We start from the raw sequence: 19,596 nt of genomic DNA on the forward strand, positions 1-19,596 counted from the left end.
TTATCTATGAAAAATTCAGGTACTCGTTGGGGATTGGGCATTGGAATTCTTTTATTCATCGTCATCTTTCTCCCGTTGCTGGCTGTTCTGTTAAATGCCTTTTTGCCTGGCATATTTTTTGGAAACATACATTTTCAGGGGTTCGGATTACTTGGCGAGATTTTTCAACGTCCGTTATGGCGTCAATCATTATTAAATTCGTTATGGCTAGGCCTTGGAACAGCCCTATTAGGAACTGTGTTCGGTACTTGCCTTGCCATGATGAGAGCACGTTGGCAGTATGCAACAGGACGTCTATTGGATGCAGGAGTATGGCTTTTACTCATTACACCCTCTTTCATGCTGGCACAAGGCTGGGTGCTTTTCGGAGGGGCCGATGGAATTGCAAGTCGTTTACTTGGCATGGAATGGTTAACATCGTTCTTATTTCAACCCGTTGGGCTAATGGTCATTATGGCTTTGAGCAAGTTCCCCTTGGCATATCTAGCAGTGCTCGCTTCAGCAGAATGGAGTGTTAGTTATTATGGACATGCTGCTCGCATGAACGGTGCAGGTCCTTGGACGGTATGGCGTACTGTAGAGCTTCCGCTTGCGGTACCATCGATCATCGCTGGAGCTACGCTTGTATTTATTGATACAGTAGGGGATTTTGGGCTGCCGGCGGCACTGTCGACAGTGTATCGTTTTCCAACGCTAACCTATTCAATTTATTCAGCGATCTATCAATCACCGGTCCGATTTGATATGGCCGGCGTGCTTGCTTTCTATTTAGTAGTTTTATTAAGCCTGGCGATGTTCATTCTTGTGATGAGTCTGCGCAAATCCAGATTTGATTTTCTGAGTGCTAAGGCAACCAAAAGCGTGAAAAGGAAACCCCAAAAAAGCTATTTAATTAATGCGATTACAATGGTTTCGATAGCAATAAGTATTGGCATTCCTTTAGGAAGCAGCTTGTGTGTGTCCATCATGAAAAGGATAGGCGAAGGCTTCACGCTTCAAAACTTAACAATGGATCATTATCTTTCACTCTTTTCCAAAGCTGCAGCAGATCATACCCAGCTCAATTTTATAGAAGGAATGGTCCATTCGCTCGCCATAGCTGCACTTGCAGCAGTACTCAGTATTATCATCGGTTTCATAGTCGCGTACGTGCTTACGTTTACCGAATCGAAGATGAAGGGGGGACTACAATTATTTTCTATCGTCTCTCTGGCCGTGCCGGGAATTGTTATGGGCATAGGTTATATCTTCGTCTGGAATCAGAAATGGCTTGAATACTTGCACCTGCATCTATATGGCACACCTGCCTTGCTTGTCATTGCAGTTATAGCGGGAGCTATTCCTTATGCCGTTCGCGTTCAATTGGGATCGTTCGGAACCATCTCGCCATCTGTATTAAATGCAGCAGCTGTACAAGGAGCCGGAACGGTTGGTCGAATGGTACATATCGTTCTGCCGTTGGTGCGCAGATCATTGCTTCTTGCGATGCTGGCTGCTTTTGGAACAAGTGTGTTCGATTTGGCTTTAGCTTCCATGTTGCAGCCAGCAAATTATGTTCTCATGCCAATCGTAATTGACCAAGCCTTTGAATTCGGCCGATACGGATACGCAACAGCAGCTACAGTTCTAAGTGGAATGACGTTACTTCTTCTCATCCTCCTGATTCAGTTTGCAGGGGAATGCATGTTTCGATGGAGTGACAATCGCCGAAGCAAGCGTACGGAGATGACCATTCCAGCAGAAAACCAACGAATAACACATGGAGGTTCATCATATGAATTCGATTCTTAAACTTGAGGGAATTCACAAGTCCTTTGACAAACAGGAGGTTCTTCGCCCCTTATCTTTTGCATTGAACCATGGCGAAAGAATCTGCATTCTCGGTCCTTCGGGATGTGGAAAGTCCACTTTGCTACAACTCGTCGCCGGGTTACTGAGAGTAGATGGGGGAGTAATCGAAATGGATGGCAAATGTGTGGATAGCTTGAAAGATTTTACGCCTCCAGAGAAGCGCCCGGTCAATATGGTGTTTCAGGATTACGCATTATGGCCGCATATGACAATTCGCCAAAACATTGAATATGGCATGAAACGATCCAAAACGGAATCAACTATGCGAAAACAAAGGCTTGATCACCTCCAAACCATGCTGCAATTGGAAGGTTTGCTGGATCGATTGCCATCCCAATGCTCAGGTGGACAGCAGCAGCGAATCGGGATGGCGCGCGCACTTGCAACAGAACCCTCCATCCTGCTGATGGATGAGCCGTTGTCTAATCTGGACGTGAAGCTGCGCACCGAAATGCGCAGCGAGCTGGCTTCCCTTTTGTCTGATCTTGAAACAACCGTGCTGTACGTTACTCATGACATGCTTGAGGCTTTTACGCTGGCGGATCGAATCATGGTTCTGAGAGACGGAGGAATCGATCAGTTCGCTGAACCCCATCAGCTATTCAATCGCCCAGCAACCCCTTGGGTTGCCCAGCTTATGGGTTATCACAACAAACTTTCCGGAAGCTATACCATACATAAATCGGTAGTTTTGGCAGAAGGTCAGTGCATTTCCGGGCAAATCATGAACCATGGAATGGCCGGTCAACGAGCAGTTGTTATGATTCACCCACAACATATAACAGTTGTTAGCGAGCCGGAGGATGGTGCTTTTAATCAACTTCAAGTTTGGGTAAAACAATCCATTTTTGAGGGCATTCATTGGAGGATCATTATGCAAACCAAGGATAATCAAAGTGTTCATGCTTTCAACACAGAATATATTGAACCCGGATCTGTGCGTTGGCTGCAGTTTCGTTCAGAGCAAACTATGATTTACCTAGGAGGAACAGAACCGGAAAATGGGTAGACTTCTCGCTGTGTCCGATATCCATGGATATGGACATCTTCTAAAAGAGCTTTTGAATGCTGCGGGATATCGCGCATATCGTGACCAATTGGTTTTGCTTGGGGATTATGTAAATAAAGGTCCCGACTCCTGGGGAACTCTGCAGTTGGTAGATGCTCTAACCCAACAAGGAGCGATTGCATTACAAGGGAACAATGAACGTAAGTGGTTGAAATGTATGCAAAATTCGGATTCAGTTAGTCCGGATAAAATTCAATTTTATCGGAACTTTCTGGATCGCCTGCCACTTTTCTTTATAAGTGAATCATACTTGTTTGTGCATGCCGGAATACGACCAGGTGTTCCTTTGGGCTTTCAGACGCCTGAAGATCTGACCGAAATTCGACAACCGTTTTTGGAAAGTCCAATGGACTCAAGGTATACTATCATTTTTGGTCATACGTCAACGTTCCGGTTTCACATCCCTCCGTGGCAGATATGGTCAGGCGATGGAAAATTAGGTATTGATACTGGGGCTGGTCACGGGCACTTCCTCACCCTCGTGGATCTTACGAATCAGGTACGTTGGTACGTTTCCGTTCAGCAACCTTTAAACATTCAGTTCGATTCTTTACTTGGAAATGAGTCTGTATAACTCAACAAGGCTGACGTAGATCGAGCAGTTATTTTACATTATCTAATGAATGCGTATCTGGGGGTACAAACGTTGGTAAGACAACAAGACCACTCTGGCTGAATGCTGAATGCCGAGTGGTCTTTAAGCTATTGTCTCACTTTATTCGGACTCAGTCTCACCAGTGCTTACTTCACTTTTGGCTCCATCAACATGATATGACATTCCTTTTCGGCGGAAGGTTTGATCTCCAGTCCCCTCGGGACAATAAACATCTCACCCTTGGAGATTTTCACTTGACCATCCCGAAAATCAATAATCATCTCCCCTTCGAGCACGAAAAATAACTTATCGGTTACTTCATGAACGTGCCATTCAAAATCACCAGCAATCTTAACGATCTTAAATTGATCATCATTCATTTCACCAATGAATTTCGGAGACCAAAGATCTTTTAAATTAGATAGTTCCTCACTCAGATTAATAGCTTGGTAATGGATCATAATCCCTCCTTGTTTTTGGACTAAAACGTCCGACATGATGTTTCCTTGGCTTTCTACCTATTAGTATACTGATTTAATTTTTGGGTTAGAATGGATGCCTGTTGAAGCTGGCATGGATTATTAATGAACTCCTGTCGATATTCAGTAGGAGGAAAATTAAATTGTTTCTTAAACACTCTACTAAAATAAAAGGGGTCTGCAATTCCAACCGTTTGTGCAATTTGCTGTACGGGCACATCGCTCGTAATTAACATTTTCTGTGCCGTGTGTAAACGGTATTTTAATATATACTCTGCTGGTCCCATGCCTGAATGACTTCTAAATACATAAGAAAGTCGATTTCGATTGACGTTATATTGTTCTGCGAGCGATGCTATCGTAAGGCTTTGGTGATAGTATTCATGAATATAATTAGATACCTGTTCGAATAGAGCATGTGATTCACTGCTACTTTGCCTATTCACAACACCTATTAAGGCTTCATTCAGTACATCGCGAAACAGCATTTCCGTCTGAAACATCGAAATGCCTCCACGCTGATTATACACATGCCAAAGCCGCATAATTAATTCGAGAAGACGAGGAGATTGTCCCGTTGATAATTCAAAATGCTGATGAGAAAAGCTTGAATCTTCTAATTCTGAGTTACATATTCGGTATAAAACAAGAATATATTCCCAGTGGGTGTTATCAAACACTTTTTTATCCAATTTCATTTTTGCACCACCATGCACCACTTTTCCTGGCGAAAGAATATAAGGCATTCCATTAAATAGAAATTGTATCTTGCCTGAAAGTGGGAACACAAATCCAGGAAAAGAATCTGTATAGTCAGCGTTAGGCACCCCTGGATTGGTAGCATACCGATATACTCCTTCTACTTGAAAAGGAATTTGTGCAAAATGCTCTGCTAACTGATTAACGTCAATTTTCACATGCGTACCTCAATTCAATCATAGTTTGCCGATAATCCTGGGATTAATCGTGTACACCTACATTATTGATAACGATTATCATTGTCAATATATTTAATAATAAGGGCTACGGAAAGGTGGATACCTCTCATATGCCAGTGCGATAACAATCTAGCGATAAAAAGATAAGATGGCCTGACTTCTTTTAATAGAAGCACGGCCTTTTTTGCATTTACAGAATATTAACACGATGCAAATACGGACCTGATTTTTCACCCGTAACATAAGGAGTAGATGTGGGAACGGTCCCACATTCAGCCAAAAGTGCATAACGTAAATGATGAAGATAACGGAAAAATGAAAGGTGGTGCGGCGCAAGTGAAGCTGCTGGATCTACAAGGATATGCATCTCCGGAGGATTCCAAAACGCATATCCGCATTCCTTTTGAGTTGGACGAGGGCTGTGGGAAGCTGAACCTGCGATTACAATATGCGCCGAAGACGCTAGAGAATCGGGAGAAGGCGGTACAGCTACTCAAGAATAGTTACGACCTATATATTTTGCCGGAAAATCGGAAATACGCAATGGAGAACGCCGATCGACATCTCCCCCTGAAAAATTTGATGACACTCTCCCTGGACGACGCGCGGGGATACCGAGGAGCGTGCCACCGCCAAGACGAGCTGCAGGAGCTGTTCGTATCAGAGCGAGAAGCTTCACCCGGCCTGATGGCGGGCGAACTGGTTCCTGGACCTTGGAGCGTCACACTCAGCCTGCATTGTATCGTGACGGATACCTGCGATTACCACCTGCAAATCTGGACGACGGAGGAGGACGCGATATGAAATGGCTCGCCTGCGAACTGCATACGCATACGCTGCACAGCGACGGCAGCCAAACACTGGAGGAGCTGGCGGCAGGAGCGGCCAATCTGGGCTTCGACGCCATCGCGCTGACCGATCACAACACGATGTCCGGCCTGATTGGCAAAGAAGAAATCGAGCGGGAATACGGACTGCGAATTATTCCCGGCATGGAGTGGACGACCTTTTACGGTCATATGGTGACGATAGGCTTGAGCGCTTTTGCCGACTGGCGTCAAGTAGATCGGGATAGAATCGATGCGGGTATTGAGGCCGTGCATCGGCTCGGCGGAATCGCCGGGCTTGCGCATCCGTTCCGCATCGGCAGTCCGGCCTGTACCGGTTGCTTCTGGGAATACGAAATCGAAAATTGGTCCGCCGTCGATTATATCGAAGTCTGGTCCGGCACGTTCCCTTCCATCCAGACGAACAATCGGCGGGCATTTGACCTGTGGACAGACAAGCTGAACGAAGGGTATCGGATAGCAGCCACTTCAGGCAGGGACTGGCACGCGCAGGGCGAGACGGACGAGCCAATCTCGGTCACGTATCTGGGCATTGAGGACGACGCAGTGGCAGAGAACGGGGATGCGGCAGCCCTGTCGATCCATGAAGAAACACTGATTCAGGCGCTGCGGGAAGGGCGCGCATCCGTAACGATAGGTCCTCTACTGACCTTGAAGCTGAACGCTGATGGTGCAGACTATCCAATCGGCTCCACGGTTCCATCGGTCGTCGAGAGACAGGAAGCCGCAGCCCAGCCGATCTTGGTGAACTTGACGCTGGACTTCTCGGTCCGCGCCGGACTGTGGTCGCTGCCGAAACAGATCTGCAGATTGAAGCTGTGCTCCAATCTGGGCGAGGAACTAAGCTTGGAAGTCCCCTCTTCATCGGACGGACAGATGATGCAGTTCGAAATCCAACTAACGCAGTCTGCTCCTGATATTCCCCGCAGGTGGATTCGCTCCGAGCTGTGGGGAACCGTACGGGGCGCTTATGTACGTGTCGCCTTTACCAACGCGATCTATTTCGAAGAAGGAGGGTACCCGCGATGAACAAATTCCCACTGATCACGGCCCATACCGGCTGCATGGGTCATCCCGATCATTCTTTCGAGTCGCTACAGGCGGCCCTGACACTTGGCGCGGATATTTATGAAGACGATATTCGGTTGACTCGGGACGGCGTACCGGTGCTTGCACACGACGACGATATTGCTTTGGCGGACGGCAGCCGCGGCAGCCTTGCAGAAATAACGCTGAAGGAGTTGAACGCCAGCATGTCGGCACCAATTCCGACCCTTCAGGATGTGCTTGAGCAGATCCGCGAAGCCGGTAAAATCATGAATCTCGATATCAAAACGGACAGCGCTCTGGAGCCCGTATCCGTCCTGGTTGAACGGATGGGTATGGCGGAGATGGTGTTCCTCAGTGGCTGCGAATACGGGATGGCGGTCAAAGCCGGTCGGTATGCTCCGCACATCCGCAGGCTGCTTAATGTGAACATTCAGAGCTTCCAAAGTCTGCGCTACGACGAGGCCATGTTTCAGGCATGTGCAGAAGGCCGCGAAGTCGGCTGCTTCGGGCTTAACGTGCCGTATCAGGTGGTGCGGCCAGAACTAGCGGAAGCCGTGCGGCGGTATGGTTTGGATCTCTACGTCTGGACGGTTAGGGAGGCGGACGACATGCGGCGACTTGCGCAGTGGGGCGTCAATTCGATAACAACCCGCGATCCGGGGAAGCTGATCGCCGTCCGGGGAGAAATGGAGTATGCAGAGGAGAATAGGGATTGGACAATAAGCTGAATCATAGTTTGCGGGAGCTGGCACAGCTCGCCGGCGTATCGAAATCGACTGCTTCTCGGGTCATCTCCGGAAACGGCTACGCGAGTCCCGAAGTTCGGGAACGCGTTCTCAAGGCGGTCGAGCAGCTTCGCTACAAGCCGAGCGCCGTCGCCCGGGCGATGGTCGCCAAGCGGACGCACAACATCGGAGTAATCGTTTTTCGCGACAGGCTGCCAATCGTGTCCCACACGCTGTATGGCAGAATCATCGACGAAATTCTGATGGCCGCTGAAGCGCTGGGCTACTCGATCTTCCTGAAAACCGACCGGGAGATGTCACTGCGCTCCACCGATTATATGCTGGAGCAGCGGGTCGATGGACTCATTCTGGTTAGCCGGCTGCAGAAAAATGTCATCGACTACGTCAAAAACTTCAATATTCCGTACCTGATGGTGAACGGATCGACGGAAGATCCGGATGTGGTGCATCTCGTGAGTAACGACGAAGCTGGCGGAGAACGGGCTGCAGAGCATCTGTACGCGTGCGGACATCGCAGATTCTTCATTATCGCCGGACCCGGAGAGCATCGGAGTCACTCGCTGCGACTGGGGGGCTTCCGCAAACGTCTGGAATCCCTCGGTATTTGTTCCGGCCAGGACGGATTTACCATCGTCGAGTCATCGGAATCCAGCTTCGATTCTGGCCGGAAGCTGATGGAGGCGCATTATGCGGCATTCCGGGAGGGACGATACAGCGCCCTGTTCAGCACCAATGACATGCTCGCACTGGGCGCCATGAAAGTGCTGCTGGAGCGCGGCGTCCGCATTCCGCAGGAAGTGTCTGTTATGGGTTATGACAATACCGAAGTGGCCGACATGTATCACCCGTCACTGACTACCGTCAGCGTGGATGCATCTGGAATCGGCCGAGACGCGGTATCCATTCTGGACCGTCTGATCAGCGGCGAGGGGAGCGTGCCGCACCTGATCGAATACGAAAGCGAAGTGATCGTTCGTCAATCGACGAATAGCAAGGAGGAAGAGACATGTTTTGGTACTGGAAACACGTAGGCCCGAGAAGAATTATTGAATTTGTGCTGCTGACCGTGTTCGCTGTTTTTTTTGCGGGTCCGTTGGTCAACCTGCTTGTGCTTGCCTTTAGCGAAAAATGGAATTATCCGGAAATTCTGCCCCAGGTATGGGGCTTCAAATGGTGGGAGTTCGTGCTGGCGAAGGACGATATCGTCTCGTCGATCTCGCTGTCGTTCCTCATTGCCACCCTGGTGACCCTGCTGTCCATCGTGGTCTGCATTCCAGCAGCGTACGCCTTTGCAAGACTCCAGTTTCCGCTGAAGCGGATGTTCCTGTTTTCGTTCCTGCTGACGCACGCCTTTCCGAAAATGGGCTTGTACGTCTCCATCGCGGTCCTTTTCTACCGAATCGGACTAATGAATACGCTGCTTGGCGTTGTGCTAATCCATATGATCAACGTGTTGATGTTCATGACCTGGATTCCAACCTCCGCTTTCCGTAACGTGCATCAAGCGCAGGAAGAATCGGCGCGGGACGTCGGGGCGAGCCCGTTCAAAGTGTTCCGCAGCATCACACTTCCAATGGCGATGCCGGGCATCCTGGTCGCTTCGATCTTCACGTTCCTCAATTCGCTCGACGAAGCGCAGGGGACGTTCCTGGTCGGCATTCCTGATTACAAAACGATGCCAATCGTCATGTACTCCATTATTTCCGACTTTCCGAGCAGTGCCGGGGCTGTATTCTCAATCATCCTGACGCTGCCGACCATCATCCTGCTGGTGGCAGCCCAGCGGCTGGTAAGCGCGGACGTGCTGGCGAGTGGTTTTCAAATGAAATAGAAATGTTTCGGTCTACATACCGGGGCAAAGGGAGGCAGAAGCATGCAGTTGTCTGTACGAGAGTTAGCCAAGCGCTACAAAACCGGTGACGGGGTCAGCGGCATCAACATTGATATCGAAAAAGGCGAGCTGGTCACCCTTCTGGGTCCTTCGGGGTGCGGGAAAACCACCGTGCTACGGAGCATCGGCGGTTTTCTCGAACCGGACTCCGGTGACATCTTGATCGAGGGTAAGAGTGTCATTCAACTTCCACCGGAGAAACGGCCGACCTCAATGGTGTTCCAGAGTTATAATCTGTGGTCGCATATGTCGGTATACGACAATCTGGCGTTCGGCCTGAAGATTCGCAAAATGCCGAAGGCGGAGATCCGCACGGCGGTCGAGGATGCGCTCAAGCTGGTCCGGCTGTCGGGCTTCGGGAAGAAGTATCCGGCCGAGCTTTCAGGCGGACAGCAGCAGCGGGTTGCGCTGGCTCGGTCCCTGCTGCTCAACCCGGCGGTACTGCTGTTGGACGAGCCTTTCTCGGCGCTGGACGCCAAGCTGCGGCACGAAATGCGCGAGGAGCTGCGTGAGATCCAAATGAAGACCGGACTCACGATGGTCTTCGTCACGCATGATCAGGAAGAAGCACTGTCGTTATCTGATCGTATTATTGTCATGAATCACGGGCACATCGAGCAGATTGCTCAGCCGCAGAAGATTTACGATGAGCCGGCTTCACTATATGTCGCCGGTTTTATCGGGAAAATGAATTTCCTGAAGGGGGTGGCGGAAGGGGAGAGTATACACATTGGAAATCTCCGCCTGCCGAACGAGAAGGGCTTAAGCGGCCAGGTGACGGCGGCGGTTCGCCCAGAAGACGTTCAGGTGAGTGGTACTACGATGGGTGAAGGTATTTTGGCAGGCAAGATCAAGCAGGTGATGATTCTGGGACATTACGCGGAAGTTACCGTGGAACTGCTAGATTTCGGCATCATACGTGCTTTTCTGAATAAGGAATTCGTTGAGCAGCTGCAGGTAGGAAAAGACGTCGGTATCTCGATAGCGAAAATGACCGGATTTCCGGTTGATGAATCGAACTGAGGAGGATGAATGATATGCGTTTGAAGAAGCCATTTGTATCATTGTTGACTGTTGTGGGATTGTCCATGTCACTGCTGGCTGGGTGTGGAAACGGAAGCGAGAATACAAGCAGCTCCACCGGGGGGAACGCTGCGGCATCAGGCGATCCGGTATCTTTTAACTTCTATTTTACTGGTTCGCAAAACGTCAAGGACCTATGGGATTCCCTGGAGCCGATGTTTGAGAAGCAGCATCCGGATATCGACGTGAATCTGGTCTACATCCCATCCGGTACCGGCGCTGAGCCGACCTACGACCGGATCGTGGCCGCTAAGAAGGCGGGCAAGGGCTCAGGAGGGATCGACCTGTACGAGGACGGCATCACCTCCGTCGCGCAGGGTACGAAGGATGGTATCTGGGCGCAACTGAATGAGAAGGACGTCCCGAACCTGAGCAAAGTCAACGCGGACACGATGAAGGATGTGGATAACTTCGCGATTCCGTATCGTTCGTCTGCCGTGGTTCTGGCCTATGACAGTAGCAAAATCTCTAATCCGCCAACTACACTGGACGAGCTGCTGAAGTGGATCAAAGCCAACCCCGAGCAGTTCGCCTATAACGACCCGTCTACGGGCGGTTCCGGAAGCTCGTTCGTTCAGACGATCGTCTATAAGGATCTGCCGGAAGAAGACATTCATAACTCCGATCCGGCAATCATGGAGAAGTGGGATAGCGGCTTCAGCACCATCAAAGAGCTTGGACCGTATGTCTACGGAAAGGGCATCTATCCGAAGAAAAACCAGGGCACGCTTGATTTGCTGATGAACGGCGAAGTATCCTTAATTCCGGCTTGGTCGGACATGGTGCTGCAGCAGCTGAACGAAGGCCTGCTGCCGGATACGATCAAGATGCAGCAGATTACGCCGGGCTTCAACGGCGGACCGACTTACCTGATGGTCAACCAGGAGTCGGACAAGAAGGAAGCGATCAACGAATTCCTGAATTTCGTTCTGTCTCCCGAAGCGCAGGAAGTCATTGTTGACAAAATGAACGGCTTCCCGGGCATTGAGCTCTCCAACATGTCTCAGGATATGCAGAATAAGTTCGACGGTGTAGCCGAAGGCTTCCGCACATTCAACATCGGGGATCTGGGCACAGAGATTAACAAACGCTGGCAGAGCGACGTTGCCGCGCAATGAGTAAGGAAACCAGACAGTCAATTACGGGTCTGGCGATGGTGCTCCCCTCCTTCGCCATCCTGTTGATCGTCGTCATTATCCCGATCATCCAATCCTTTATCATGAGCCTGAGCAACGGTTCGGGTGGATACGATCTGAGCCGCTATATGTATCTGTTCACGGATAAGGGGATGCAGAGCAATATCGTATTTACGCTTCGAGTGACCGCCATTACGTGTGTTGCGGTGATATTGGTCAGCTATACGCTGGCGATTTACATGCGCTTCAACCAGGGGCCAATAGTCAATCTGATTCGTAAAACGTACATGATCCCGCTGTTCATCCCTGGCGTCATTGCCACCTACGGCCTGATCAACCTGCTTGGCAACCACGGCTGGCTTGCCCGTATGCTTGAGGTGGTAGGAATCACGCTACCACGCATCATTTTTGACGAAAAAGGAATCATCATCGCGAACCTATGGTTCAACATTCCATTTACGACGATGCTGCTCAGTTCCGCATTGTCGGGCATTCCTTCGTCGATCATTGAGAGCGCAAAGGACGTGGGTGTTGGCAAACTGACACTGTTTACACGGTTTATTTTCCCGCTGTCTTACAAGACATTTCTTGTAGCCCTGACTTTTGTCTTCATGGGAGTCATTGGCTCGTTCACCGCGCCCTACCTAATCGGAGCCAACTCTCCGCAGATGCTGGGTGTCTCCATGCAGCAGGTGTTCAGCGTCTTCCAGGAGCGTGAACAAGCCGCGGCGATCGCGTTCTTCTCATTCCTTCTTTGCTCGGTACTGGGTGCTTTCTACATCCGGTCGATGGCAGAGGAGGAGAAGGCAAAGATTTAAACAGGGATGTAAACAGCACGCCAGAGTGATGAGAAGCATTTGGGAGGGTCGCGTCTTTTTGCGAATGTCTTGGACTCTCCACGAACTACCCCTCTGCTGTTGGAGTATTTTGATTGTGGAAGGTTTTGAAAAAGCTAAAGCGCTCCTTTATAGGGAGCGCTTTTTTTGATGAAAATACATGAACGTTGTATGAGAACGGTCCACAAACTCGGAAGGTTTATATTAATAATTTTCCCCACGATAATAACGCTCCAATTTTTTGTCCAAATGAACGAGCTGTGCCTTTTTCTCCTCGATATCTGCCAACAGCTTTTGCCTTTGATCTTGTATCAGTTTGGTTCTTTCCGGCAGGGTTGAGGTGCCTTCATTTACTTTGTCATAATACGTTTTGATGTCCTCCACACACATACCGGTTTCACGAAGACATTTGATAAATACCAGCCAATTCAGATCATCATCCGAATAAAGACGGTTATTCTGCTCGCTTCGCGCAGCAGGTTTCAGCAATCCTTTTCTTTCGTAAAAGCGGATCGCTCCGATCGTGATCTCGACTTTCTTTGCCACTTCTCCAATCGTTAACATGCTAACCCTCTTTTATCAAAATTTATTGTTGACCTACACTAAGTGTAGCATAGTAATTTATACATTGTTAATGAAAATCAAATTAGAGAAAGAAGGATTCGCATGAAAAAGACCGCTTTTGTAACAGGAGCCAATAAAGGAATCGGATTCGAAATCGTAAAGCAGTTAGGTCAAGCCGGCTGGAAAGTTGTCCTTGGCGCACGCAGCGCCGAACGGGGTGAAGCAGCTGTTTCCGAGTTAACTTCCATAGGGTTGGACATAGAATTTGTACAAATCGACATGGGTGAATTAAAAACCATCGAACAGGCAGCCACTGCGATTACCCAGAATTATCCGAACTTAACACTTCTAATCAACAATGCGGGTATGCCTGGTGCTTTCTCTCGTTCTTTTACCGATACCAAAGAGGAGGATCTGAGAAACGCTTTCGAAGTTAACTTTTTTGGAACCTTCCGTTTGAACCAGCGTCTGTTCCCGTTGATTAAAAACAACGAAGGCACAATCGTCAATGTCTCGACCGACATGGCTTCTCTGGATCATATGCAAAATGCAGGATTTGCTTTAAACGCATTCGATTATAACTCATCCAAAACCGCCAACAATGCCATGACCGTTTCGATGGCTTATGAACTGAAAAGCAGCAAAGCTCAAGTGTTTGCGGTAACGCCCGGATTCACAACAACAGATCTTAACGGTAATGCGGAAGGCGGCAAATCGAAAGAAGCCGCCGCTGCGATTATAGTGGGCTATGCAACAGATGGCAAACATCATAATGGTGAATTCTTGGATGAGAAAGGCATTTACGCCTGGTAAAATTAGTCCATATTGAAAACCGCACGCTTATAGATTAAGAAACAAGATGCAGCCGATCAGAACATGATTGGCTGCTTTTGTTCAACTTGCTAGCTGGAAGATTGAATAACGTGATGCCAGATGATAATGTAAAATAAAGGCGATTCTTCTGAATTGGGGAAGTATACTATTGGAATCGAGGGTCTCAACATGCGGGTAAAACGAATTGTTACCAATATTAATACGCAGAATACGTCGGCAGCAAAAAGCTTTTATCAGGAAGTGCTTGAACTTGATTTATTAATGGATCATGGTTGGATTGAGACATATGGCTTGCTCGGGGAGGAGAACGTTCAAATAAGTTTCGCTTCACAAGGCGGCTCCAATACACCTACGCCTGATCTTTCGATTGAAGTTGATGATGTCGATGAGGTGTTTGAACGCATGAGGAGTGCTGGATACACGATAGAATATGGTCCTGCAGATGAGCCTTGGGGAGTTCGTCGATTCTTTGTCCGCGATCCATTTGGTAAACTTATTAACATCCTTGCTCATAGACACTAGATCTGCGGTCGGAAGCCATTCCCCCTTCAGATCGGCTCAGCACCCCGATAGGGGGATGTATTGGAGGCGTTATATAGGTATCATTGTTTTTGATGAACTGACCTATAGTCAATACCGCACGGATGTCCCATTCGCACAGGCAAGCAGTCCAGTTATCGCGTAAACTGAAGTAAATCAGTGGAGCGAGGTGAAATTCAATGGCTAAAACCAACGAAATACGCCTAAAGGCAAAGCGGTATGAGGCCCGGCCCGTCTGCGTGACTCTTCATAGTGGTGAAACATACATCGGTTACATCACTGACGTGAATAATGGAGGCGTGGTGCTTTCCGGGGGAGGAAAAGTATCGCAAACGGTGAAAACTGGGGTCAGTTCCCGTCGTTCCAACCGAAAGGCTTTTTCAAGCAGCAAGGGTGGTCGTTCTCAGAACCGGAAAAGGGTGAATGGCACGCGCAAGTCGTATACTCGTTCGCGCCCCGTGCCGCGCGCACAGGTTTCATCCTTTCTGCCCATGATGGGGTCGCTGTTTGGCGGACTTGGCGGTGCAGCTTCGGTTGGGGGCATGCTTGGCGGCGGCATGCGGCTATTCGGCATGATCCAGCAATTTATGCCGGTAGTGAAAATGGGCTACGGCATGATTAAGTCCATTCATCCGTTTATGGGTGCCGTCAAAGGTCTGATGGCTCCGCCTAGTCAGGCCGAAGAGGAAGAGGCCTGATCCGATGTTTCAGCCCCTTTGAAGGCATAAGGGGCTTTCTTTTTTTTTGAAGGCAAGGATAAGGACTTGTTCCGATACCGATTACTTAATAAACAGACACCTTATTTCCACTAAGAGCAAACACAGCTCAACCTGTCTGTTAGATGTTCTTGGCCACGACGTTTATAAAAAAGTTGCGAAGCTTTGCACCTTTGGATATGATTATCTAATGGGATGTTTTTGTATCGAAAAGAAAAAGAACATCGAAAAGTGGATTATACAGGTCTTAATTGATGATAAAAGATAGTGAGGTCAGACAAAATGATTGCAAAAACAGAAGAAGACTTTAATGGTTTGAAGGAAATTGGCAAAATTGTCGCATCTATTAGAGATGAATTGGTACAAAGAACCATTCCTGGCATAACGACTAAAGAACTTGATGATATAGCCGGAGAGCTTTTTGAGAAAGAGGGCGCAGTTTCAGCCCCAAAAAGTGAATATAATTTTCCTGGCTATACTTGTATTAGTGTTAATGAAGAAGTGGCACATGGTATTCCCGGGAATCGGATTATTCAAGAAGGGGATCTAGTAAATATAGATGTTTCTGGTTCAAAAAACAGTTATTTCGCAGATACAGGGATTTCGTTTGTAGTAGGCGAAGGAGCGGAAGTGCTAACGAAAATATGCGCCGTGGTTAAACAAGCATTTGAGGCTGGGCTTAAGAAAGCAAAACCCGGTTCCAAAAAAAGTGGAATCGGAAAAGCGGTATTCCTAACAGCGAAACAGCATGAATTAACGGTTATTAAAAACCTTACAGGACATGGTGTTGGACGTGCAATACACGAAGCACCTGACCACATTTATAATTATAATGATACATCGGATGATGAGTTATTGAAGGAAGGTATGGTTATCGCATTCGAACCATTTATCTCGACCTTGGAAGAAGAAGTATTTCAAAAAGAGGACGGTTGGACCTTTGCTACAGAAAAAAGTTATGTAGCTCAATTGGAACATACCATAATTCTTACTAAAAATGGTCCGATTATTGTTACCCTTTAATGTCGAAGGACAAGAACATAATCCATGGAAAGTCGCTCTAGTAGCGACTTTTTTTGTTTTGTTATATCGGAGTACGTCGCTTCGGCTTGCTGAATAAAAACTGTTGTACGGTTGGAGAGCAGGAAATCTCTCTGATGTAGAGGTGTTGTAGAATAACTCAGGAATTAGTTTTATAACCTTGACAGAAACACTGTTCGTTACCGATGTGACGTTATTAAAAGGTTACTACGATGAGTTTTCCTTATAAGAAATAAAGATCGTACTGTCATGGCTTGTTATTTGCAAGCCGATGTTTTATATTGACATTATAGCAGGTCAAAAAAAAGAGGTGAACAGACGAGATGACTCCACGCACAAAAGAACAAAACGAAGAGATCCGGCTGCGACGTCTGGCACAAATCCGTAGAGCAGCTGCCGATGTGTTTTTGAAGAAGGGGCCCTTACTGGAAATTCGCGATGTAGCCGCACAGGCAGGACTCGGCTATGGTACGGTATATCATTATTACAGCAATAAGGGTGATTTACTCCACGATTTGCTGTGGGACGCGTTGGAGCGGGCATCGGGTTGGCTGGAGCAACCGCGTGCTTCGGCTTCGGGGGAGGCATCGGTGGATGGACATTTGGGATCGGTTGCCGCGGATTTCAAAAGCGGCAGCCGTGAAACGACCACTGGTTCAGTGCTGGGTCCCGTCGCCGTTGCCAGCGTCCGGCTGCTGCAGATTTGGGCGGAAGACCACGCCCTATATCTGCTGCATAAGCTGGCCATTGAGGGCTTTTCCTCGCTGCCTGAAGCTCGCTCGACCACACTCTCTGCCGCCTTTCACCAGGAGGTGATCGTGCCGTTTGCCACGCTGCTGGAAACCGGGCTTGCGGTGGATCATGCGGCCACTTCCAACGGAAACGCGGAAGCAGCGCTGTATCGGCTACAGCGCGCGGAAATGCTGCTGGCTGCATTGGTCGGCTGCGCCTCGCTTTCGCTTCGCCGCGGAAAGCTGCACGAGGAAGCCCGAGATATTGTCCTATTTTTAAAATTATAAATGGATAGGGAGCGTACAACCAAAGATGATCATTTTAAAATCACCTAGGGAAATCGAAGAGATGAAGCCGGCAAGCCAAATCGTTGCAGACTGTTACCGCAAGGTGACCAAACTGATCGAGCCTGGGATCACGACACGGGAAATCAATGACTTTGTTGCCAGACACATCACCAAGCTGGGCGGCAAGCAGTTTACGAAAGGCTATAACGGTTTCCCGGCCGAAACCTGCATTTCGATCAATGATGTGGTGGCTCACGGCATTCCGTCGAACCGGGCACTTATGGACGGTGACTTGGTAAAGCTCGACATCGTCGTGGAATATGGCGGCTGGTTCGGCGATTCGTGCATGAGTTATGCGGTGGGCAATGTTCGGCCGGAAGTGCAAAAATTAATGAAGGTGACCAAGGAATGCTTGGATCTGGGGATCGCCCAGGCGCTCCCCGGTGGGCGGCTCGGCGACATAACATCAGCGATTCAACAGCATGCGGAAGCAAACGGATTTTCGGTCGTACGCGATCTGTTGGCGCACGGGATCGGGCGTAGCCTGCACGAGGAGCCGAACTACGAGCATATCGGCGTAGCCGGTAAAGGTATTCGGTTAAAGGAAGGCATGGTGTTCACGATTGAACCGATGATCAATGAAGGTACGTTCCGCATCACGATCGACGATGATCAATGGACGGCGAGAACAGCTGACGGCAAGTTGTCGGCGCAATATGAGCATACAATCGCAATCACGTCGGACGGACCGCTGATTTTAACGGCCCAGTAAAGAATAGAGGCGAACGAAATCCGTGATCCGAGATGACCAAAAAGGAGGGGGAACTTACAATGCATTATGACGTAATTGTAATTTTAAGTGAGTTGATTATATCAGGGAAAACGGAACATAACATTTCCCCTTTTTCACTCCATCGGTTTTAATAAAGAATGGTCAAGAAACTTCTCGGCGCATGTCGAGGAGTTTTTGTTTTAGAAATTTTTAATCAATCAAATATCTATGGAGATGGCTTAGAACTTTGCCAGTTGGGGTAGTACCAGCGTCGCTGATACCACCCGCAAAGTAGCAGAAATTATATCGGGAACTTATTGATAACCTCGTTGTATTCAAACTGTGCATCGGTGATCGCCAACTTTGAATACACTTCCAGCGATTTACGGCTTTCGTGGCCGGAATATGGTTGTATGAGCGCGTCATCGATGCCCTGCTTTTTTAGCCAGGTCAACAGAAAGTGACGCAGCTTGAGCGGGGATAGGTTTTCAGTTAGCCCGGCTTCCTCGGAATATTTGGCCAAAATCTTACGGATTCCCCGATCCGTATATTTTTTCTTCAAGGAGGATTCAAATAAATAGACCGCCTGTTTCTTTTTCATTACATCGACGTGCATGGCCAGCAGCTCTTTAAAGGTCTGTGGGAAAGGAACAATCCGATCCTTGCTGCCCTTACCTTTATTAATCCGGATCTGGCAGTAATGAAAATCGATATCCGTCAGCTTGATGTTGATTAATTCACTGACGCGGACATCGGTATACATGAGTGTTTTCACGATCATCATGTCCTGAAAATTCTTTGCTCTGGGGTTAGTGCCTGGAAATCTTCTGGACTCATCAGTTCAAACCATTTCCTCTCTGATAAAATATTTTGAAACATGATTGTGTTGATGTATACCAAGCAGTTTTGTAACAAATGCAGGGATAAAACGGCCATTTCCTGATCTTCCATACGATTGGTCGCAATTTCTCCTCCTTTGCCATAGAAGATAAAGCTGTTGGCCGAGTTCCAGTTTTCTACAACATTTAACCCTTCGTTGATTTCGCGGCGCAGCTCTTCAGCGTGTAGGTAATTACAAAGGAAGATGGTTTTCACTGCCTTTCCCAGCTCTCCTAAAGCTTGATACGTAGGATGCTTCAGGTTATTCCGTGTGAATCGTTTCAGAATGGCTTCCGTTTCTGCGGTTCCCAAACGTAGAGCTGTAGCATATTTCACCATTTGCTCATACTGCTGTCGGATCAGCTCCCAGTTGATCGGGCGTGTCAGGACCGGTTGTAGATGGGGGTATGCATCTGTCATTCCTGCCTCTGGACGATACAGCTTTTGTGAATGGATCGCTTTTATCGCGGCATAAGATGAAAGCCCAGTAGGTGGCAAAAAGCAAAGGCTACTTCGCTTTGGCCGTGAGAATCCACATAGTTTTTCTCCACTTCCATATCGGTACAATGCCGGAGCAGCCCTTCGATCATGGTGGCAATCTCGGAAGAGGAACATGATTTAAGCTGAGAGTAGATGCAAGTCGAGTTTTTCTCCACATGCCAGTAAATCATGATCTTCGTCATCGGTTTCCAAATAGGAGATGCTTTCA

20 protein-coding genes and 2 pseudogenes are annotated in these 19,596 nt (G+C 48.3%); 17 read left to right on the plus strand and 5 right to left on the minus strand.

What is annotated here, in order from left to right; genetic code table 11:
- Positions 1 to 6: 6 nt before the first annotated feature.
- Genes ACFTRD_RS12085 through ACFTRD_RS12095 form a run of 3 tightly spaced genes read left to right on the plus strand, consistent with a single transcriptional unit; the run spans position 7 to position 3,494 of the window.
- Complete coding sequence (locus tag ACFTRD_RS12085; protein WP_379380066.1) at positions 7 to 1,791, plus strand: ABC transporter permease; 1,785 nt, start codon at positions 7 to 9, stop codon at positions 1,789 to 1,791.
- Complete coding sequence (locus tag ACFTRD_RS12090; protein WP_379380068.1) at positions 1,775 to 2,860, plus strand: ABC transporter ATP-binding protein; 1,086 nt, start codon at positions 1,775 to 1,777, stop codon at positions 2,858 to 2,860. Before ACFTRD_RS12085 ends, ACFTRD_RS12090 begins: the two co-directional genes overlap by 17 nt.
- On the plus strand, positions 2,853 to 3,494 hold the full coding sequence (locus ACFTRD_RS12095) for a metallophosphoesterase (RefSeq protein ID WP_379380070.1): 642 nt from the start codon (positions 2,853 to 2,855) through the stop codon (positions 3,492 to 3,494). Before ACFTRD_RS12090 ends, ACFTRD_RS12095 begins: the two co-directional genes overlap by 8 nt.
- 141 nt (positions 3,495 to 3,635) lie before the next feature.
- Here the strand turns inward: ACFTRD_RS12095 and ACFTRD_RS12100 are convergent.
- Positions 3,636 to 3,973: pseudogene (locus tag ACFTRD_RS12100) on the minus strand (cupin domain-containing protein).
- 56 nt (positions 3,974 to 4,029) lie between these two features.
- On the minus strand, positions 4,030 to 4,911 hold the full coding sequence (locus ACFTRD_RS12105) for a helix-turn-helix transcriptional regulator (protein WP_379380072.1): 882 nt from the start codon (positions 4,909 to 4,911) through the stop codon (positions 4,030 to 4,032).
- A gap of 273 nt (positions 4,912 to 5,184) precedes the next feature.
- Between ACFTRD_RS12105 and ACFTRD_RS12110 the strand changes: the two genes are divergently transcribed.
- From ACFTRD_RS12110 to ACFTRD_RS12145, 8 genes are read left to right on the plus strand one after another with little or no spacing between them, the layout of a single operon-like run.
- Positions 5,185 to 5,736, plus strand: coding sequence for a hypothetical protein (locus ACFTRD_RS12110; RefSeq protein ID WP_379380074.1), 552 nt, complete (start codon positions 5,185 to 5,187; stop codon positions 5,734 to 5,736).
- Positions 5,646 to 6,809 carry a CehA/McbA family metallohydrolase gene (locus tag ACFTRD_RS12115; RefSeq protein WP_379380076.1) on the plus strand — a complete coding sequence of 388 codons (1,164 nt, stop codon included), beginning with the start codon at positions 5,646 to 5,648 and terminating at the stop codon, positions 6,807 to 6,809. Before ACFTRD_RS12110 ends, ACFTRD_RS12115 begins: the two co-directional genes overlap by 91 nt.
- The gene (locus tag ACFTRD_RS12120; RefSeq protein ID WP_379380078.1) at positions 6,806 to 7,558 is read left to right on the plus strand and encodes a glycerophosphodiester phosphodiesterase; all 753 of its coding nucleotides are present in this window, start codon (positions 6,806 to 6,808) and stop codon (positions 7,556 to 7,558) included. The genes ACFTRD_RS12115 and ACFTRD_RS12120 overlap by 4 nt, the downstream gene beginning before the upstream one ends.
- Complete coding sequence (locus ACFTRD_RS12125; protein WP_379380080.1) at positions 7,543 to 8,607, plus strand: LacI family DNA-binding transcriptional regulator; 1,065 nt, start codon at positions 7,543 to 7,545, stop codon at positions 8,605 to 8,607. The genes ACFTRD_RS12120 and ACFTRD_RS12125 overlap by 16 nt, the downstream gene beginning before the upstream one ends.
- On the plus strand, positions 8,583 to 9,407 hold the full coding sequence (locus tag ACFTRD_RS12130) for an ABC transporter permease (protein ID WP_379380082.1): 825 nt from the start codon (positions 8,583 to 8,585) through the stop codon (positions 9,405 to 9,407). Before ACFTRD_RS12125 ends, ACFTRD_RS12130 begins: the two co-directional genes overlap by 25 nt.
- A gap of 42 nt (positions 9,408 to 9,449) precedes the next feature.
- Entirely contained in the window at positions 9,450 to 10,490 is a 1,041-nt protein-coding gene (locus ACFTRD_RS12135) for an ABC transporter ATP-binding protein (protein ID WP_379380084.1), read from the plus strand.
- Between the two features lie 14 nt (positions 10,491 to 10,504).
- Positions 10,505 to 11,668: an extracellular solute-binding protein gene (locus ACFTRD_RS12140; protein ID WP_192267231.1), complete on the plus strand. Its 1,164-nt coding sequence runs from the start codon at positions 10,505 to 10,507 to the stop codon at positions 11,666 to 11,668.
- Entirely contained in the window at positions 11,665 to 12,504 is an 840-nt protein-coding gene (locus ACFTRD_RS12145) for an ABC transporter permease (RefSeq protein WP_379380087.1), read from the plus strand. The genes ACFTRD_RS12140 and ACFTRD_RS12145 overlap by 4 nt, the downstream gene beginning before the upstream one ends.
- A 222-nt stretch (positions 12,505 to 12,726) precedes the next feature.
- On the opposite strand, the gene ACFTRD_RS12150 is transcribed toward ACFTRD_RS12145, so the two are convergent.
- Positions 12,727 to 13,086, minus strand: a complete 360-nt coding sequence (locus ACFTRD_RS12150) for a MerR family transcriptional regulator (RefSeq protein ID WP_379380089.1) — start codon at positions 13,084 to 13,086, stop codon at positions 12,727 to 12,729.
- Positions 13,087 to 13,188: 102 nt separating this feature from the next.
- On the opposite strand from ACFTRD_RS12150, the gene ACFTRD_RS12155 reads away from it, so the two are divergent.
- From ACFTRD_RS12155 to map (ACFTRD_RS12180), 6 genes are all read left to right on the plus strand, one after another.
- Complete coding sequence (locus tag ACFTRD_RS12155; protein WP_379380092.1) at positions 13,189 to 13,899, plus strand: SDR family NAD(P)-dependent oxidoreductase; 711 nt, start codon at positions 13,189 to 13,191, stop codon at positions 13,897 to 13,899.
- Positions 13,900 to 14,088: 189 nt separating this feature from the next.
- Positions 14,089 to 14,442 carry a VOC family protein gene (locus ACFTRD_RS12160; RefSeq protein ID WP_379380094.1) on the plus strand — a complete coding sequence of 118 codons (354 nt, stop codon included), beginning with the start codon at positions 14,089 to 14,091 and terminating at the stop codon, positions 14,440 to 14,442.
- Positions 14,443 to 14,639: 197 nt separating this feature from the next.
- The gene (locus ACFTRD_RS12165) at positions 14,640 to 15,158 is read left to right on the plus strand and encodes a hypothetical protein (RefSeq protein WP_379380096.1); all 519 of its coding nucleotides are present in this window, start codon (positions 14,640 to 14,642) and stop codon (positions 15,156 to 15,158) included.
- 300 nt (positions 15,159 to 15,458) lie between these two features.
- Complete coding sequence (gene map / locus ACFTRD_RS12170) at positions 15,459 to 16,199, plus strand: type I methionyl aminopeptidase (protein ID WP_379380098.1); 741 nt, start codon at positions 15,459 to 15,461, stop codon at positions 16,197 to 16,199.
- A 341-nt stretch (positions 16,200 to 16,540) separates the two neighbouring features.
- A complete protein-coding gene (locus tag ACFTRD_RS12175) occupies positions 16,541 to 17,236 on the plus strand; it encodes a TetR/AcrR family transcriptional regulator (RefSeq protein ID WP_379380100.1) in 696 nt (231 codons plus the stop codon).
- Positions 17,237 to 17,261: 25 nt separating this feature from the next.
- A complete protein-coding gene (gene map, locus ACFTRD_RS12180) occupies positions 17,262 to 18,008 on the plus strand; it encodes a type I methionyl aminopeptidase (protein WP_379380102.1) in 747 nt (248 codons plus the stop codon).
- Between the two features lie 301 nt (positions 18,009 to 18,309).
- Here map (ACFTRD_RS12180) and ACFTRD_RS12185 read toward each other — a convergent pair whose 3' ends face one another.
- Positions 18,310 to 18,783 carry a tyrosine-type recombinase/integrase gene (locus ACFTRD_RS12185; protein WP_379380104.1) on the minus strand — a complete coding sequence of 158 codons (474 nt, stop codon included), beginning with the start codon at positions 18,781 to 18,783 and terminating at the stop codon, positions 18,310 to 18,312.
- Between the two features lie 29 nt (positions 18,784 to 18,812).
- Positions 18,813 to 19,561: pseudogene (locus ACFTRD_RS12190) on the minus strand (Tn3 family transposase); the annotation flags it as partial.
- Positions 19,562 to 19,596 lie beyond the last annotated feature (35 nt).

Source organism: Paenibacillus sp. NPDC056933, from assembly GCF_042674385.1.
In the GTDB taxonomy this organism is placed as follows: domain Bacteria; phylum Bacillota; class Bacilli; order Paenibacillales; family Paenibacillaceae; genus Paenibacillus.